This window comes from Pseudoalteromonas sp. GB43 (genome assembly GCF_054923805.1).
In genome coordinates this window covers 537,723-557,001 of sequence record NZ_JBPCHJ010000002.1, presented here as the reverse complement: position 1 = coordinate 557,001, position 19,279 = coordinate 537,723, and the positions used below count along the sequence as shown (strand labels likewise).

The 19,279-nt window shown below is 40.7% G+C and carries 13 protein-coding genes and 1 pseudogene; 4 read left to right on the top strand and 10 right to left on the bottom strand.

The window, feature by feature from the left end; genetic code table 11:
- Positions 1-88: 88 nt before the first annotated feature.
- The 3 genes from ACRWSG_RS19915 (at position 89) to ACRWSG_RS19905 (ending at position 5,097) form a co-directional block, all read left to right on the top strand.
- Positions 89-970: an EamA family transporter gene (locus ACRWSG_RS19915; RefSeq protein ID WP_138599398.1), complete on the top strand. Its 882-nt coding sequence runs from the start codon at positions 89-91 to the stop codon at positions 968-970.
- Positions 971-1,136: 166 nt separating this feature from the next.
- Positions 1,137-2,783 (top strand): hypothetical protein, encoded by a 1,647-nt coding sequence (locus tag ACRWSG_RS19910; protein WP_462167337.1) that lies wholly within the window; start codon positions 1,137-1,139, stop codon positions 2,781-2,783.
- A gap of 235 nt (positions 2,784-3,018) precedes the next feature.
- The gene (locus tag ACRWSG_RS19905) at positions 3,019-5,097 is read left to right on the top strand and encodes a TonB-dependent siderophore receptor (protein WP_462167336.1); all 2,079 of its coding nucleotides are present in this window, start codon (positions 3,019-3,021) and stop codon (positions 5,095-5,097) included.
- Between the two features lie 41 nt (positions 5,098-5,138).
- Here the strand turns inward: ACRWSG_RS19905 and ACRWSG_RS19900 are convergent, their stop codons facing one another.
- Positions 5,139-5,783 (bottom strand): HAD family hydrolase, encoded by a 645-nt coding sequence (locus ACRWSG_RS19900; RefSeq protein ID WP_462167334.1) that lies wholly within the window; start codon positions 5,781-5,783, stop codon positions 5,139-5,141.
- A gap of 255 nt (positions 5,784-6,038) precedes the next feature.
- Between ACRWSG_RS19900 and ACRWSG_RS19895 the strand changes: the two genes are divergently transcribed.
- Positions 6,039-6,770, top strand: coding sequence for a FadR/GntR family transcriptional regulator (locus ACRWSG_RS19895; RefSeq protein WP_462167333.1), 732 nt, complete (start codon positions 6,039-6,041; stop codon positions 6,768-6,770).
- 104 nt (positions 6,771-6,874) lie between these two features.
- On the opposite strand, the gene ACRWSG_RS19890 is transcribed toward ACRWSG_RS19895, so the two are convergent.
- From ACRWSG_RS19890 to ACRWSG_RS19850, 9 genes and pseudogenes are all read right to left on the bottom strand, one after another.
- A complete protein-coding gene (locus tag ACRWSG_RS19890) occupies positions 6,875-9,835 on the bottom strand; it encodes a TonB-dependent receptor (protein ID WP_462167332.1) in 2,961 nt (986 codons plus the stop codon).
- Between the two features lie 766 nt (positions 9,836-10,601).
- The gene (locus ACRWSG_RS19885; protein ID WP_462167331.1) at positions 10,602-11,567 is read right to left on the bottom strand and encodes a class 1 fructose-bisphosphatase; all 966 of its coding nucleotides are present in this window, start codon (positions 11,565-11,567) and stop codon (positions 10,602-10,604) included.
- Complete coding sequence (gene fbaA / locus ACRWSG_RS19880) at positions 11,555-12,646, bottom strand: class II fructose-bisphosphate aldolase (protein ID WP_462167330.1); 1,092 nt, start codon at positions 12,644-12,646, stop codon at positions 11,555-11,557. Before fbaA ends, ACRWSG_RS19885 begins: the two co-directional genes overlap by 13 nt.
- Positions 12,647-12,657: 11 nt before the next feature.
- A complete protein-coding gene (gene eda, locus ACRWSG_RS19875) occupies positions 12,658-13,278 on the bottom strand; it encodes a bifunctional 4-hydroxy-2-oxoglutarate aldolase/2-dehydro-3-deoxy-phosphogluconate aldolase (RefSeq protein WP_462167329.1) in 621 nt (206 codons plus the stop codon).
- Positions 13,279-13,351: 73 nt separating this feature from the next.
- Positions 13,352-14,278: a sugar kinase gene (locus tag ACRWSG_RS19870; RefSeq protein WP_462167327.1), complete on the bottom strand. Its 927-nt coding sequence runs from the start codon at positions 14,276-14,278 to the stop codon at positions 13,352-13,354.
- Between the two features lie 57 nt (positions 14,279-14,335).
- On the bottom strand, positions 14,336-15,631 hold the full coding sequence (locus ACRWSG_RS19865; RefSeq protein WP_462167326.1) for an MFS transporter: 1,296 nt from the start codon (positions 15,629-15,631) through the stop codon (positions 14,336-14,338).
- A 1-nt stretch (position 15,632) separates the two neighbouring features.
- Positions 15,633-15,980: a cupin domain-containing protein gene (locus tag ACRWSG_RS19860; protein WP_054553983.1), complete on the bottom strand. Its 348-nt coding sequence runs from the start codon at positions 15,978-15,980 to the stop codon at positions 15,633-15,635.
- 182 nt (positions 15,981-16,162) lie between these two features.
- Positions 16,163-17,110, bottom strand: a complete 948-nt coding sequence (locus ACRWSG_RS19855) for an IS30 family transposase (protein WP_074989424.1) — start codon at positions 17,108-17,110, stop codon at positions 16,163-16,165.
- A gap of 93 nt (positions 17,111-17,203) precedes the next feature.
- A pseudogene (locus ACRWSG_RS19850) lies at positions 17,204-19,278 on the bottom strand (heparinase II/III domain-containing protein); the annotation flags it as partial.
- Position 19,279: the final 1 nt, after the last annotated feature.

Genomic DNA, 19,279 nt, shown 5'->3' with positions numbered 1-19,279 from the left:
TGTCCGTTTAACGAAAAACATTTCTTCTCCCTCAAAACATCAGTAGAATCGCCGCAAACTTGAACTATTAACTTTCATAAGGACAGTGATGCAGCGCACCATTCCACCGTTTTTTATTGCTGTTATTTGCGTGCTTCTTGCAATGGTTACCATTCAATCTGGTGCCTCTGTTGCAAAGCAATTATTCCCTTTAATAGGCCCTGAAGGTACCACAGCACTTCGATTAGGTTTTTCAGCTGCTATTTTGTGCCTGGTTTTTAAGCCTTGGCGAGCTTTTCCGCCGATAGGGCAACGCATGCCGATCATCGTTTATGGACTGAGTTTAGGTGGCATGAATATCCTGTTCTATTACGCGATTGAGCGCATTCCTTTAGGCATTGGTGTTGCTCTGGAGTTTACTGGCCCCCTTGCTGTTGCCCTACTTTCATCTCGTAAAAAGCGCGATCTGTTTTGGGTAGCCTGCGCCATTGTTGGCATTATTTTATTGCTACCTGACATGAAAGGCGAAGACAGCCTCGATCCTGTGGGCGTGATCTTAGCCCTTGCAGCAGGTGCATGTTGGGCGTTTTATATATTGTTTGGCAAAAAAACTGGAAACCAAGGCTCTGGCGGGATGACTGTAGCCATGGGGATGAGCGTCGCCGCGATTGTGCTTGTGCCTTACGGCGCCGTTTCGCAAGGCGCTGCATTATTGAGTTGGGAAGTATTACCACTTGGTATTTTAGTGGCTATTATGTCTAGCGCACTACCCTATACATTAGAAATGGTGGCACTTCGCAATATGCCCGCACAAGGCTTTAGCATCATGATGAGTTTAGAGCCTGCGATCGCAGCATTGGCTGGTTTTATAATTCTCTCTGAATTTTTAAGTGTATGGCAGTGGCTGGCCATTTTATTAGTGATTACCGCCTCGGTTGGCAGTTCGATGTCGAGTGATTCACAAGATCAGAAAAGTCAGAAAAACAGCTAATTTAACATTAAACATGCATTTTTTAGTACTTAAAGATTAAATTTCAGACTTAAAAACAGCTTTTATCGGCATTCGTAAAGTGAGAGTTCTCACTATAATGCTCACTATTAATACAAAGTGGTCTTATCTCTTTGTGTCGCTAGAAACCTAAAAGTGGGATTTACTTATGTCGATAAAAGCCAAATTATTTCTATCAACCCTAGCTCTTTCAAGTAGCTTTTTGACTTCTTATGCAATCGCTAATAGCTGTCAAGGGGAATTAGTAGCAATGAATGCCGGCAGAGGCGAATTAGGTGTTGTATTCGGTCTCGATGAACTGCAAAAAACCGCTAGAGCAGACTCTGTTGCAAAATTTAGTTCTGCTGCAATTGCATATGACGAAACAACTAACCGCACTTATTATGTGTCTTCACCTATTCCACTTGAATTCAAAGTAGATGTTAGCCACCTTGATATCAGTGATGAGCAATTTCCAAGTTTACCTATTAGAGGTGACAAGTATAAATACAGTCGCTTAGCCTATTTTGATCACGCAACAGGCGAGCATGTTGTTGTAGGTAAGACTAAATCAGTTTTCGGTATGGCATACGCTTCAGATACTGATTCATTTTTTGCAGTGAGCTTCTCAAAGCTATATCGCATAGACAAATACACTGGCGAAGAAACTGTACTAGCTGACTTCAGTGGTGTTGATGGCTTAAGCCGCGCTGATTTAGTCGTTAAAAATGGTGAACTTTTATTAGTAACAGCGACTTCGGTATATAGCATTGATCGTAATGACTATTCATATACTAAATTAGCCAATCACAACCTTGTTAATGTCACAGGTGCAACATTAAGCCAAAAAGGTGACGTTTTAATCAGTCGTGTAATTATCAATGATCATGGTGATCAAAACGAATCTAAACTTTATAAACTTAGCCCTTATTCAGGAAAAACTTGCCTTGTTGCAACCTTGCCGATTCACATCAGTGACTTAACAACAAACACATTAAACTCAACAAGTTGTTACACTGAAGCACCTTGCGCTATTGCAAATGATGGCATTCCTTACTACTCAGAAACAGTTAATAACCAACTAGGTGGTGAATGGCAGTCATTTGATTTTCAAGATCAGTATTTTACAAAACCAGCAGTGTTTTCATCAGCAGTAACCGTGCATGATGAAAATGGTGGTGTTATTCGTTTAAAGAATATTGAAACGAATAGCTCTGAGATTTCATTCCAGAATTGGCAATATTTAAACACAAAACATGACGAAACTGAGTCTTTTGACTTTTTAACAATGAATGAAGGTCGCTATACAATGAGCGACGGTACAATTGTTGAAATTGGTAGTTTTAGCTTGTCTAACTCTAGAAAGTTTACAGATGTTGTATTTACGGAAGCATTTAGCGCAAAACCTTACGTCTTTTTGCAAATTCAAACCTACAATGGCGGACACAGTGCCTATACGCGTGCCAAAAGTTTAGCAACAACAGGCTTTAAAGCAGCATTTTATGAGCAAGAAAGTTTGAATGAAGGTCATGTTCCTGAACGAGTGGCTTATTTTGCAATTTTACCTGGTTCGGGTACTTCGGGCACACTAGAAACAGTTGCAGGTAACAAAGATTACAATCTATACCAAGCCGATATTGATCATGACGGTGGTCAATTAGGCAAGCATTTCTACTTCCTTCAAGAAGAGCAATCTATGGATGAAGAATTACTTCACGCTAAAGAACGAGTACATGTTATGGATATTGAGGAAGTAAGCCTTGCTCAAACTGTTACTGTTCGTGATGAAGACACATATACCCTCCGCAGAAAATAAATACACCTAAATCAAGGCGCCTCTGGGCGTCTTTTTCATGCCTTAAATTAACTCGCCTTTTCATATACACAAAACTCTTTGACATAATTTGTTACATTTATTTGTATTAACATATCACTTTTGCGATAAATGGTGATGATAACTATTATCAGTTGTGATAACTTACCCGCCGATTGTTTCCTTATTAAAAACAATAACCCTATAAAAATTTGCTAAATAACACGCGGAGATAAAAATGAAGTTCACTCAGTTGCCTATTGCAACCGCTATTCTTTGTGCATTGTACCCTCAAATCAGTTTTGCAGAACAAACGACTGACATAGAGGTCAATGTCGAAAAAATCGAAATTGTTGGCATACGTCAGAACCGTATTAGTGAAGGCGCGACAGGTTTAGCGCTAGAAATTGATGAAACTCCGCAATCAATCAGTGTGATCTCTGCTGAGCAATTAAAAAATTATTCCGCTTTTAACATTAATGATGCTTTACGCTTAGCGCCAGGTATCAATGTTGAAGAATGGGAAACTAACCGTACCAACTACACATCACGTGGTTTTGAAATTAAGAATACACAAATCGATGGGGTTGGCTTACCGAATGACTGGGGTATCGTTACCGGTGCAATGGAAGCATACGGCTACGAAAAAATTGAAGTGATTCGTGGTGCCAACGGTTTACTTACTGGTGTAGGTAATGCATCGGGCACGCTTAACTATGTACGCAAACGCCCTAAAAACGAAAACGGCGGCGAAATCGGTGTCTCTGTTGGCTCATGGGATTTTAAACGTTTACAAGCTGATTACTCACTATTATTAACTGAATCAGGTAGTTGGGCTGCTCGTTTTGTGGCTGCTGCAGAAGATAAAGAATCATATCTGGATGGCCTTGAGAACAATCGCGAGTTTTTCTCTGCGGTGGTAGATGGTCAGCTTACAGATAACTCAACGGTTACTTTAGGTTACTCATATCAAGACGCAGATACCGATGGCAATACTTGGGGCGGCCTTGTTTATAACTATACAGATGGTACGCAAGCTAAATGGGATGTCAGCGACACAACCACCCAAGAGTGGACAATGTGGGACACCATTAACACCTCTGCATTTGTTGAATACAACTATGTTTTTGCAAACGCATGGCAGCTCCAAGCGAGCTACAACTTCCGTGGTTTTGAAGAGCAAGACAAACTATTTTATGCCAGCGGCAGCATTGATAAAGACACCAATCTTGGCCTAAGTGGTTGGCCGGGTCGCTACGACAGCGAAGTAGATGCTGATTTATTTGAAATCAAAGCATTTGGTGCCTTTGAATTGTTTGGTAAAGAGCACCAAGCTAGCTTTGGTGTAAGCCATGCAAAAAGTGATGATGTGATGTATCAACACCCGTTTGATTTTGATAATACACCGGCTTATGGACCAACGCCTGCGTTTCCGTACGATTTAGATGCGATCCCAGAACCGGATTGGTTAACGCCGGTTCTGTATTCAGATATTGAACAAAAGCTAACCCGTTACTTTGGCTCTGCTCAGTTAAACATTACTGATAAATTATTTACAGTGGTTGGTTTTAACGCTATTGAATTTGAACGCTCAGGTATGAATGCCGGTGCATCAATCGATAATGACGAAAGCGAAACAAGCCCATATATCGGTTTTACCTATAAGTTAAACGACGATTTAAACTTATATGCTAGTTACTCAGATATTTATCAGCCGCAAGAGCAAGCTGATTACAACGGCCAATACTTAGCACCTACCAAAGGCACTAACTTTGAAACCGGTGTTAAAGCTTCTTGGTTTGATGATGCCCTAATGACAACATTTGCCTATTTTACTGCTGAGCAAGATAACTTTGCACAATATGCGGGCCTCACTGAAGATGGTATTTATTACTATGAAGGCGTGTCTATTGAGTCAGAAGGCTATGAATTTGAAGTCACAGGTAAAATCACCGACGCTCTGAATATCGTCGCATCTTATACACATATTGATGTTACAGATGAAAATGGTGATGACACCAATAAATGGGCACCTCGTGATGTTGTCGGTGTAACGGTGGATTATGCACTAACAGATGATGTGGTTGTGGGTTTAAATGGCCGTTGGCAATCTAAAATCGAAAGCACTGATTACAATGTTAAGCAAGGTAGTTACGCCCTGCTAAACGCCTTCGCGCGTTGGAATATTAATGACCAAGTTGCAGTACAAGCTAACGTTAATAATATTACTGATGAGCAATACATCAATAGCTTACAAACTGTGGGTTATTATGGCGCGCCAACAAACGGTAGCCTCACCCTGACTTATAAGTTTTAAACCTTATTTAGAACAGTGTCGTCTTCGTAGGCGACACTTATCTATCTGTCAGTCAAACTATAGTTGTTAAAGCTATCAATACACGGGACTAACTCCGCAAGATTATGCTTTTGATTATAGTTGTGCAGAAAGCCTATTACTTCACAGCCACTTGCTTGTGCTGCAATTACTCCAGACCTAGAATCTTCAAAAATAATAGCTTGTTTACTGGTTATAGCTAATTTTTTTAATGCGAGTTGATACGCTTCTGGGTGAGGCTTTAAATTTGTCACTTGTTCATTAGTAATTATCACATCAAAAACATCCTCTAAATTTATTAATGATAAAACAGTATCGACCATCCACCGCGACGCTGAGGTTACTAAGGCACATTTTTTTTCATTTTTCTTAATATCGTTTAAGAGCCTTTTAGCTCCATTATTTAATTTTAGCTCTGCTCTCAATAACGTTTTGTAGTTTTTTTCAAAGCACGGGTTGAAGCTTTCTGGTACTTTGCTAATTTTTGCGTTGCTAAAAATATATTCGAGTACAACTTGCCAACTTTGCCCCATTACTTCTTTATATATTTCAGCTTTGATTTTTACGTTAAATTCTAAGCATGTCATTGCTAAAGCTTTTGCTTTAAGCGGCTCAGAATTAACCAATGTGCCATCCATATCAAAAAGATACCCTTCATAGTTTTGCATTGATTGCTCCAGTTTTATTATTGCCAATTACTAAAATTTAGAATCAGTTTGTGTATTGAAAAGTCCACTACCTATCAGCACTTTCAGTTATTTATAAAAGCAAATTGACAAGATTAGCTTAGGTATGTAATTTACCAATTATAATTATTGTTTTACCAGAAAACTTACCAATTAATAAGCGTTCTTCGCATTAGTTATCTAAGACTCAAAATCGTTTTTATAGTTATGACTAATTTGAAGATCGGGAGAGATATAATGAAAAGACGGAGACGTTTTTGGACCGTTGTTGATAAATTAGAGTCTCAGATAGATCGTGGGATCTACCCTGTAGGGAGTCGCTTACCTGCAGAACGCGAATTAGCCGACACTCATCAAGTAAGCCGACCAACAATACGTGAAGCAATTATCGCGTTAGAAGTTCGTGACCGTGTAGAAGTTAAAACTGGCTCTGGTGTATTTGTTACCGATAACTGCAAAGTAGAGACTGTAGATCAACCAATCAGTGCATTTGAGCTAACCCAAGCTCGTGCTTTGGTTGAAGCTGAAGCAGCAGCATTAGCAGCTGCGACAATTCAAGAACCAGAACTTGCTGCGCTAAAGCAAAGTTTAGAAGATATGAAAGTGCCCGATATGGCAATTGAAGCTGATCAGCGTTTTCATGAAATTATTGCTAAATCGACTCGAAATAATGCCATTGTGATGTCTATTCAGAACTTATGGAAATTAAGACGTTCTGAGCCACAAATAATCGCTGCCTATGAAGATGTTTGTTCGCAAAGTGATGAGCAACGCCTTCAAGAGCACACAAGTATTTACGAGGCAATTGCGAATAAGGATTCATCTGCGGCTCGTAAAGCAATGCACAACCACTTTAATCGTTTAATTAACTCACTATTTGCGGCAAGTGAAAAGAAAGCACTTGAAGAGATCAGAAGAAAAACGAATGAGACTCGTGGTTTGTATTCGATCTCACATTTAACTCAATAAAGATAAGCAAAACTTTAAGGCGGATTCTTTAGAGGTTTCAAGCCCCCCTAATTAAATATAAAAAAAGCAAGCTACTCAGCTTGCTTTTTTTCTAAATCGAACTGTTAGAATTTATAACTTACCCCAAATGTAATACGACGGTCAGTTAAACCTTGATAACAAAGTAAAGCCCCTTCATTGACACATGACTGGCTAACTTCTGACTCAGTTAAATTCACCGCTTCAACAGCTAAATTAAGTTGTTCTGTCACATCATAGCTAACACTCGCATTTAATTGTCCACGATCTTCTTGAACAACCGGGAAACCCCACGGATAGCTTGATGTACTACCAAAGTCTTCTGAACGATAACCTTCACGCCACGTGTAGCGGGCACGAGCTGAAAATCCATATTTTTCATAATATAAAGTAAAATTATACGCGTTTTCAGAAAGATCAATTAATGGCTGCTTAGCAGAAACGGTAATATCTTCAATACCCGTTGTTAATGCGAAAATGGCATTAGCTCTACTTGTAGCCGTATCTATAGCCTCTCCTCCAGAAGACTTTTGATATGTATAGTTAGCCATAACGCCAAAACCAGAAGCCCAACCTAAATCATTCTCAAACTCTGACAAGTCATATTGAAATGCCAGTTCTACACCTTGCTGTGTTCGCGTATCTGAATCATTAATCGTAGTTTGTGTTGGCACACAAAGCCCAACACCTGGTTCCGGGCCAAATACATTAATATCGGCGATCGGATTAAAAGTACCAACTTCTTCACAAACAGGTCCTGTGGTATCACGGTAGCCTGTAGCTGGGTCTTCATAAGGGTCAACTTGTCGAGTTACATGTAAATCTTTTCGTTTTTTATGAAAGTAGCCAACACTCACTAATGCTGAAGGGGCAAAATACCACTCAGTAGAAATGTCAAACGAAGTTACTTCCTCTGGCTCAAGACCTGGGTTGCCAATTGACACCGCGCTGTTCGGACTTGTGCTATATGAAACTGAAGTCGATAGGTCATCGTAATCTGGACGACGAATATCCTTTGACCACCCTAAACGAACAATCACATCCTCAGAGACATTCGCGCTTAGGTTAAGACGCGGTAAAATAAAATCATAATCTGCTTCAGAAACAATTTGCGATACTACTTGGTTCCCTTCATCATCGACAGTGACAGAATTACCTACAGAGGTAATATCTGTCTGTAAATATCGAACACCGATATTGCCTCTAAACATTTCGTACTCAAAATTAGCTTGTGCATACAAAGCATGAGTAACTTCTTCAATATCAAAAAACGCACTTACTTGTGAAGTTGGCGAGCTGATTGGTGCGCGATCAGAACCGGTAATGGCATTATTAGCCGCAATTGCATCATTTAAAACGCTTAATACGTAGTCTGGATTTGAACCTGCTAATTCAGGGTTAATAAGTAAAAAATCTTTAATGTATAGCTTGCGACCATCTGCAGCATTAAAATTATCTAGGCCAGCAACTAAAAGTTCTGCGAATAGGTCACCCGATGGGCTGTCAGCCATTTTACGAAGACCAACATTGTTGCGAATTTGGTCTGAAGTACTTGTAGATTTGTTGTAACGATAACCAAAATCAACTGATGTAACGATACCGTCGAGGTAATAAACAAAATCAGTGCGAAATGCATCTTCTTGATTTTCAGTTGTGTCACGACCTTGGTTTACATCGCGTAAGACGACATTTGCAGGGTCGAGTAACTGTGAGCTGGTTGGCGCATTCGCTTCACTTTGGGCAATACCAAAGGATAAAGCACCACCACTTAAGTCATACTCAAAGGGGGTTCCATTTTCATTAGAGTCATTTGTAGCAACATTCGGGTTAATAAAATTCAATGTTGTATTGAAACTTGGAGTCGTTGAATCTGAACGAGATGTAGATGCTTCAACGCTAACAAATAGATCATCTCCTTGCCATTGGCCGCCTAAACGGAAAATCTGACTATCAGTTTGACGTGAGTTTGTATCACTTGAGAATCGAAGATTTGGATCTGCTCCGCCATCTTCTACTGGAATAACGCCCTTTAGGGCAGCCTCAATACTACCAAGGTCTTGACCGTCTAAGGTGCCAAAATGAATCGTTTCAAATTCCGTTGGAGCAGATACATTCCTAAGATCACTGACACCAGAGGCCTGAACACGAGAGCTTTCTTGACGGCAATCTTGATCATTTACAACAGCATCAAAGAAAAATTTTGTACTATCATTTGGCGCCCATTCGAGTGTACCTGCAAAGTTTACGGTTTCGGACTCGTAATTATCGTAATCTTGGATCAAGAACTGAATTGGTAGAAAGTCAAATGATTGAGCGCTTTGAGCTCCACTCTCGGCAGCTACAGAGTTATCTCTATCTGCACGAGGTCTAAAAGCCGTGACATCCTGCTCCGCATAACTTGCACTAAAAACAGCACCAAACTCACCTCCAGAAGATAGTTCCCAATTATCGCCCCATGATGCTGAGACTCTAGGCTTCATACCATCGGTAGATAAACTACTATCTTCACCTTGAACACGAATTGCAGCAAGTGTTTCATTGAGTTGTAGAGGGCGAATTGTACGTAGATTAATTGTTCCACCTACAGAGCCTTCGATGGTCTTCGCCTCCGGTGACTTAATAACTTCAACAGCAGAAATCATTGAGGCAGACACATCTTCAAAGCTAATGCCCGTGCGACCTGAACCTGAGCCAACAGTAGAGACACCATTTATCTCTGTTCTATTAGCATTAGTTCCCCTAATTTGAACACCTGTACCAACACCTGCTTGGCGAGTAATTTGAACACCAGTAACATTTTCTAGTACTTCAGCTAAGTTCTGATCTGGTAATTTACCTATGTCTACGGCTTGAATGACTTCAACTAAACTGTCCGCTGAGCGCTTTTCCGCTAGTGCGTTAGTAAGTGACTGTCTAATACCTGAGACTTCAATCACTTCAAATTCTTCTTCCGTTTTTGTTTGACTTGGTTCTTGCTGCGCAAATGCAACATTGAGTGTACTTGCTGAGAGTATCGCTAACGTAATACTAGAGAGTGTGTGTTTCATAGTGTTTCCTGTGTATTCAAACGCATGATGTAAATGATTGTTGTTGTAAAATTGCTAACCGCCCTACAAAAGGTTAACCAAATAATTACACTCACCACAAAAAAGAATCAACCTTTTGGTAATAACTTTATTTAAAAAATATTCAATAAAAATTATTACCAATATTTTTTACAACTAACAAAAACAAACAAGCAGATAAAAAACATAAACTTAAATGGTTTAGGTGTACGTAAAAACACATATCAATAACAATTTACATGTGATCTCCGTGTAAAAACACCTAAAAATTGGTTAACCAATAAGTTAGTGCAAAAAAAAAGAATCGAATTACGCTCTTTTTATACCTATGCGGTCGTAAATAGTATTTTTAACGCAAGAAGCGACTAGTTTTATACCTCAAAATAACATGTCTTAGTGTAGGCTGGTATTATCCTTAAATAATAGGTTAATACTTAAATATCACTCCAGTAAATAAGTGAGGACCATATTTATTTACGACACCATGGTTGCCTTAGTTAATTGTGTCTCCATTCTCATCGGTATTATAAGTATCAAAACAAGTGCTACCTTCAAACTCAATGTTTGCATAAGCGTATAAGTAGCCTAAGTTAATTCCACTTCAGTTATCCCAACGATAAATAATGAATGTTTCCAAAAAATACAAAGCGCTTTTATCATTTGGTGGTTTAGTCAGTTCGAATAGACTAACAAGCCCCAAATGCTAATCCGCGAATGAGTCCTAACATAACCTACTCTCTAAATTAGTTTATTCAAAAACAGTCTGATTAAACCCTTTTACTTGCTCAGGTGAGCCAATAATTACGGGTACTCGTTGATGTAAATTAGTTGGCATTATCGACATAATTCTCTGCCCTTGAGTAGTGGCTTGTCCCTGTGCATTTTCAATTAACATTGCCAATGGGTTTGCCTCATAAAGTAGTCGTATTTTACCATTCTCATTACCCACTCGGCGATCTGCTGGGTACATAAAAACGCCACCTCGCGTTAAAATCCGGTGTACATCTCCTACCATGGCTGCATTCCAACGCATAGCGCTTTTGTCAAATTGCTCATCAGCGTATAGAAGCTGGTCAAAGTAATGCTGTACCGTAGCATGCCAATAGCGATAATTAGCCATGTTTACAGCAAACTCATTACGTGTATTTGCAACCTGCATCTGCTGTTTTGTTAGCAAAAAGCCTCCATGGGTTAAATCCAAGGTGTAGCAGCGAGTTGGTCCGCCCGTACTCATAACCAATAACGTCGATGCTCCATATAAAACATAACCTGCGCATACCTGACTTTCACCAGCCTGTAAGAATTGTTCATCACTATCAAAAGGCACATCATCGCGTTTGCGATAAAAAGTAAAAATAGTGCTAATTTGGCCATTAACATCAATATTTGAAGAGCCATCAAGGGGGTCAAAAGCAACGATATAGTGGCCTTTAGCGTTACCAGCTACGGCATGATCTTCTTCTTCAGATGCAATAGCCGCAACCGATGCTTCTTCAAGTAACATGTCTTTAAGTAATTGGTTTGCGATTACATCGAGCTTCTTTTGCACCTCACCTTGGATATTTTCATCCAAGGTGGAGCCAAGTACCCCTGCCAACTCTCCCTGACTCACGCGAAAAGCAATTTCTTTACATGCCGCTAAAATAGTTCTGATCAGCATGATCAGCTCAGTCTCGACAGCATCTTTTTTTAATACGGGGATCAATCGTTGCATGGTAAGTACCTATTGATACAATTTAAATCACTAAAACACTGCAATAACCGCGCTGTCATTGCTTGCTCGCCTTGGTACAACCAAACTCTTGGATCATAATGTTTTTTGTTCGGTTTATCGTCGCCGTCTGGATTGCCAATTTGACCTTGCAGATAGGCACTATGTTGGCGGTAATAATTTAACACCCCATCCCAACATGCCCATTGTGTATCAGTATCGATATTCATCTTTACCACACCATAGCCTAGCGACTCAGTAATTTTTGCTGGTTCTGAACCGCTACCGCCATGAAACACAAAGTTCAAACTGTTATGTGGCAAATTAAATTTCTTGGCTACAAACTGCTGAGATTGTTTTAAGATAAGCGGGGTCAATACTACATTACCCGGTTTATAAACGCCGTGCACATTGCCAAACGAGGCGGCAATTATAAAATTAGGACTAATTTTACTGAGTCTTTCATAGGCATAAGCAACATCTTCTGGTTGGGTGTAAAGCGCTGAACTATCAAGGTGACTATTATCAACCCCATCTTCTTCGCCCCCAGTACAGCCCAGCTCGATTTCAAGTGTCATTCCTATTTTTGCCATACGAACTAAGTAACGTTCACATGTTTCGATATTTTCCTCTAAGGACTGTTCAGATAAATCAATCATATGAGAGCTAAACAAAGGTTTGCCCGTTTTTGCAAAGTAACGTTCTCCCTCATCTAGTAAGCCATCTATCCAAGGTAGTAATGATTTTGCGGCATGATCAGTGTGCAACATAACTGGCACACCATAATGCGCTGCAACACCATGCACATAGTGCGCGGCACTGACAGCGCCTAAAATCGCAGCATGTTGCGGTTCCAAGCCACAGTCTTTACCACAGAAAAATTGTGCGCCCCCATTGGATAACTGAATAATAACCGGAGACTGCGCCTTTTTTGCAGCTGCCAGTGTTGCATTGATTGATGATGTACCCACCACATTCACTGCCGGTAAGGCATAGTGGTTCTCTCTAGCATCATCGTATTGTTTTGCAACATCCCTACCAACAACCACCCCTGCTTTAACTGCTGTATCTACCAACGACATTTCAGCCTCCGTTATGCTTTATTCGCTGCAATACATGCATCGGTAATCGCTTGCCAGTTTTGTTGCTCAACCCATTGTTGTTTAGCGACCCACGTGCCTCCTACTGCAATCACATTATCTAATGCTAAATATTCATCTTTATTATGCTCATTCACGCCACCTGTTGGGCAAAAGCGAACATCTTGGAACACACTCGACACAGCTTTTAAAAACGCCGGCCCTCCTGATAAAGAAGCAGGAAATAGCTTTTGCTCAGAAAAGCCGGCCTCTAATGCCATTAAAATGTCTGCAGTATTAGACACACCGGGAACAACCGGTAAACCACAGTTTTTTAGCGCTTGAAGTAAGTTTGCTGACACAGCAGGTGTAACAATAAAATCTGCACCTGCTTTAATTGCTTGCTGTAGGATACCTTCGTTGATAACCGTCCCTGCACCAACCGTGAGTTGGGGCAATTGTTGTTTTATCGCTGAAATAGTCGCTAATGAAGCCTTCGTTCTAAGTACAACTTCAACCAGCCCTAGCCCTGCATCAGCCATTGCTTTGGCTATTTTTACCCCTTGTTCAGGTGTCTCAGCTTGAATAAGAGGCAGCAGTGTTTGCCCTGACATCAGTTCAGAAAAGCGGATCATGTTCGTTCTCTCTTTAAATTAATTGGTAAAGATCAAGTTGCTGCTAACGAGCAGTTAAAAGGTAGTTTTGAAATTAAGTACTCTGCATGGCCTTCACAAAGTGTTCTTTTGGTGTAATTGCTCCTGGCTGCTGGATCACCACAGCAGCGGCTTTTGCAGCAAGCTGTACAGCTTTATGTTCATCCATACCTGCCATTCTGGCACCTAGGTAAGCACCATTAAATGCATCGCCTGCTGATGTGGTGTCGACAACATGTGTAACTGGTGTAATTTGATGCTCAAACAATTGACCATTTATTTTTGTAAAGACAGAGCTTGGGCCATTTTTAACAACGACTTCTGAGATATTAAATTGCGCTAAATAGTCCATAACGGCTTGTGCGCTATGAAGCTCATAAAGTGCCGTTAAATCTTCAATACCTGGTAGACAAATATCAGCTAGTTCGAATGCAATAGTGTATTGCCCTTTAGTTTCTTGTTCACTCTGCCACAACCGGGCTCGATAATTGGGATCAAAAACGATTTTAACGCCCGCTTTTTTTATCCGCTGCACGATTTGCCAAAATAAATCTCGGCTTGCTGGTTCAATGACAGCCAATGAAATACCCGAGATAAACAGCATATCTGCACTGGCTAATTCTTCTTCAACACTTGGGTTAAAAAAATCCACCACTTTACGGGCTGCTGAGTCATGTCGCCAGTAGGTAAAACTGCGCTCCCCTTGCTCATCAGTTTCAATGTAGTAAATACCGGGTACTTTATTAGCATGTGTGAAGACAAGCTGTGTCGCTAGGCCTTCTTCGACAAATCGCTGCCGCATTTTAATACTGAGCGCATCCGTACCGATAGCACTTACAACCCCACATTCAAGTGAGCTAAAACAACGCTTTAAATACACCGCTGAATTATAAACATCGCCAGCAAATGATTGATTTAGCGTGCTATCTGAAATAGCTTTTAACTCAACCATGCATTCACCCAAAAAGAAGATTTTTTTCATTATTTTATCCTGTAATTAAAAAGGCTTTTTAGAGAATCTAAAAAGCCTTTATTTGGGTTACTTTTTACTGCTTAGTGGTTCAATTTTTGGGATCAATAGCCAAACAGCCAACATCGCAATAATCGCAAGCGATGCGCCAATCACAAATGCAGGTGTGTAATTACCGCCGGCAGTTAAGTAAGGCACCAATGACGTTAGACCTACAGCACCTAGTTTTGCAGCCATACCAGAAATACCCGATAAGGTGCCGACTGCTTTTTTCCCTAATAAGTCACTCGGTAGCGTTTGCACATTACCACTGGCTGTTTGAAAACCGAATAAAATCACAGCCATAATCAATACAGCTACTACGGGCGCGCCTGGGTTTGCCATGGCAATTAAGGCTGGCAACATAATTAAGCAGCCTAATGTAATGGTGAGCTTACGTGTTTTATCCGTGCTCCATCCGGCTTTTAAACGGTTTTGCGCAAGTAAACCACCAAACCATGCACCAAACATAGCGCCTACATAAGGCACCCAACCATAAATTCCAATTGACTTAACATCCATGCCATAGACTTCATTGAGGTAAATTGGGATCCAAAAAACAAACAACCACCAAATAGGGTCAATTGCTGCTGATGCAATGATAACGCCCCAGCTTTGTTTACGACTTAAAAGCTCAGTCGTGCTTGGGTTGTATTCTTCATCATTGGTGTTATCGGCTGTAGACTGACGTTGGCCGGTTAAGATGTATTGCTTTTCTTCTTCGCTGATCCATGGATGAGAGCCTGGTGGAGCTTTCACTAGAATAAGCCAAGGCACTAGCCATAAGAAGCCCATAACACCTACCACAACAAACACCATTTGCCAGCTAAAGTAGACAGTCAAATAAGCAATAAGAGGGATTGCAATAATGCCGCCAATTGCAGCACCAGAGTTAAAAATTCCTTGTGCTAAGGCACGTTCTTTAGTTGGAAACCATTCAGCATTGCCTTTTGCAGCTCCCGGCCAATTCCCAGCTTCTGCAACGCCTAAAATAGCGCGAAAAAGACTTAAGCTCATTACTCCTTGGGCAAATGCATGAGCCACGGTTGCTAGCGACCACACACCTATTGATAAAACAAAACCAAAGCGCGTACCAACCCAATCAAAAATTTTGCCAAAAATTGCTTGCCCAAATGCATAAGCAAATACAAAAACAATCGAAATATTGGCATAAATTTGCTTTCGCTCTAAAGCTGATTCATCAGGAAACAGTTCTTCAACAATATCAGGCCATAGCACACTAAGCGCTTGTCTATCGATATAATTGATAATAGTTGCCAGTGCTATTAGAGCAATTACCCACCAGCGTAAACCTTGAAGTTTCATATTATTCATCCTCTAAAAAGTCTTCACGAGCAGGGCTAAAGGTATCAATTAAAATACCGCCCGTTGGGCAAGTTGCACCGTGATCTGCAAAAGGAGGAATAAAACAGCTATCACCTGCTTTTAATACTTTGGTAACACCATCAATATTAAAATGAAATTCACCTTCAACAACATAAGTAACTTGTGAATGACGGTGAGCATGGTTATAGCCAATAGCGCCTTGTGCAAACCAAATTTTAACGGCCATTAGTTCTTCGTTATAACCAAGCATTTGACGTTTTAGGCCATTCCCTAGGTCTTCAACTTCAGCGTCGCTTGCAAATGTAAAATGTTCACTTTGTTTAGTCATGGCAACTATTCCTAAATGTTGGTCATCAAATAAACGCCTAAGTGACCGTCTAATGAATATGATTGATTTTTATATTTAAATGATCTTTTACTAGCGCCTTTGTTGTTATTAATGGCAATTAAATAAGGCTTATCTGCCACAGTTAACCGCGAATTCAAGTCCGAAGTGCACCACTCGCTAAATTAGGCTGCTTTGCGTAATTCATCGAATATTACCGCTGGTTGCCTAAACCCTAGACATTTTCTCGGCCTCGCATTGAGCGCCTTTTCTATGTGCGCAATTTGCTTATCTGTCACCGTTCGTAAATCAGTGCCTTTGCGAATATATTGACGCAACAAGCCATTAAAGTTCTCATTTAACCCTCTTTCCCATGATGAGTAGGGGTTAGCAAAGTAGATGTCGGTTTTTAGCTTGTCTGAAACATGCTCATGTTCACAAAACTCACTCCCGTTGTCTGCGGTTATCGTATGAACATGGCGTCGATAGCGCCACAGCATACCTATCATTGCTCTGCTCACTTGCGCTGCACTTTTTGCTGGCACTTTGCGTATCAGGTAAAACTTACTTGTACGCTCGACTAAACTAACGATTGCTCCCGTACCATGCTTGCCAAGTACTGTATCCGCTTCCCAATCACCAAATCGTGTCTTAGTGTCAACAATCGCAGGTCTATGTTCAATGCCAACACGATTTGGGATGATGACACGTTTGCTTCGGCTGCCTTTACGATAACGTCTGTGCCCTTGTCGCAGATGTTTGTATAGCTTGCCACCACTCAATTTATCTTTTTGAATATAGCCATAAATCCATTCATGACTCACAGGATGCCCGATAATTTTGCTTACACCCGCAACCTGCTCAGGGCTCCATTTTTGCTCCAATCCAAACTCAACGAACGCAATTGTAAGTGCTGGCATGGAATACTTGGCAGCTAGATGTTTTCGTTTACATGCCTTTGAATGTGCAACCTCAGGCAAGTAATGACTTCGAGTACTATTGCGCCTAACTTCACGACTTATAGTGCTGTGGCTCACTTTTAGCCTTTTCCCTATCTCTCGATAGCTAAAACCCTCGCGTAAGTAGGCCTCAATCTGGTATCTTTGCCCTTCGATCAACTGCTTGTAACTCATGGTATCTACTCTTGTTTTTTGGCGATTACAGAGTACCACCAACAGGCAGTTGATCTCTTCTCACCGTTTAACCATGAGTGGTGCACTTATTATCTGAATTCGGGACTCAATAAGCGTAAGCTCCCCCTGTTGTGTGTGAGACAAGGCAGATAATCGGCTTTGTGCAACGAGGGTATATTCTTTGCTCGGGTTATATTCACCATGAGGCTCTAGTATTGAAATAAATTGATGCCTATTTACACCTTTCACTCGGCGGATAAAACCATGTTCATTACGTAGATTGAAATTAGGATCGTTTGCACCAACTTGCGTGAATAAAAACGACTCTTCGCCATTCACTAAGCTTGATAAAGTATAAAAGCGGCCATTTTCATTTAACCATGTGACCTTAGCTAACCCCTTCTCAGGACGAGCTTGCGCTCTTAACCAAAGATGTTGATAACCATTCTTTTTACCCAGCGCCGTCATCTGTTGACTCTGCGTATTTAAATCAAAATTACTATCGATAAATTGCCCTTTATAATGCAAAGGCAAATCTAGTTGGTGAGGTTGTGATGCGTTGACACTGTATAAATCAATAGCAATAGTACTACCTAGTTCTTTAAGTTCGACCAAAGCAAGCGTTCTCTCAAGCTCAACCTCTTCGTAAGCTGTATTTATTTGACCACTCGATACACTGCCGTATTCCGAGGTTTCAAAGAAATTTAGCGTTGGAGCATGTTTGTTTCCTTGCTTTACATCTGAATTAAAATGACTGATTTCGTCCACAACGACTGTATTATGCGCTACGGTTTGTTTTGCATAGCTGTTATTTTCCGGTAAGTAACGACCCCCAAATTTGGCTTCAACATTTAAAAAACGCGCAGCACCATAATCAGAAACAATTTCTTGTCCCTTGTCATAAAACTGCCAGGTTAACTTATCGAAGTGGCCATGCCCTAATCCCTGAGAAGCAGGTTTAAAGAGTAATGCCTGTTCGCCATTGGGTTTGCTGCGCATGATCACAAGCGCCCCTTCATCTCCTTGGCTGCCATCTCCAAATGCGACGGACCTGAACTGATAGGGTGTTGCTAATCCTTCATCTAACGCATTTGCAACCTCTAAACCATCTCCCGAAAGAATAATTTGCCCTTGTTGTTGAGCAATATCTAAGTAGCCTGTATCACCCGTTAAACCGTAAGCAACCGTCACACCATGCACAAGTTCAATGGTGTCGATCCCTTTGCTCTTAATTGCATCATTAATCGGAAAAAACAAACCGTTATAGCTTAGTTGAATTGTAGTATCTATGGCTTTTAGCAAAATGCCATCACGATAGTGTGCAATTTTTCGCTCAGGTTCGTTATGTGCAATAGCTTGGGCAAACGTAACAAAAGGGAGTAACGCAAAGCGCTGGTAATAGGGTATTCGTTATAATACCCCTGAGGTGAAAAAAGCATATCAAGCTGCTTTAAGAAGCCACCTTTACCTGATTTATCTAAATCATACAGCGCCTTTTCAACCCACTGTGGCTCACCTAACACGTAGCCTGCCATGCCAACTCCAGCTGTAGCCCAAGTGCCGTGATTATGTACTTTATTAAAAGTAGAAGGCTGTCCTTGTGATAAAAAGAGTGCCACAGGTCTTAATAGCTTATGCTCAATGTCATTAATGTCTTGATCTGTTAGTGTCTCAACGATCAAATCATAAGCTTGAATTGTGTATACCAACCACATAGCTTCATTTAAGCTTTGCCAAAATAATTTTCCTGGGTTTTGCGACTTAACTTTACGTTTGGGGTGCACATCTAACGTTGGATAGAGTGCGGCATATTCAAGTAACATATCGCGCACAAAATCGGCATATTTTTGCTCTTGGCTTAACTGGTAAATTATGCCAGCGCCATACATCAGCTGATAATTCTTTTTATGACGCTCATGGCTATAACCACCGCCACCATCTTTAGGTAACGGCACAACAATCCCAAAAGCAAGTTGCTGATCTACTTGTTGCTTTAGCTCAAGATACCGATCATTAAAGCGACCCGATTGGTTAAGCGCACTGCGCATCTTCTCAACATCAGATTGGGTGATTACTAAATTTGGGTGCGTCGCAAAAGCACTGCATGTGGTAATAGCCAGAGCAGTTACCGCTATTTTTAAGCCTGTGTAAAAATTAAATATTTTCATG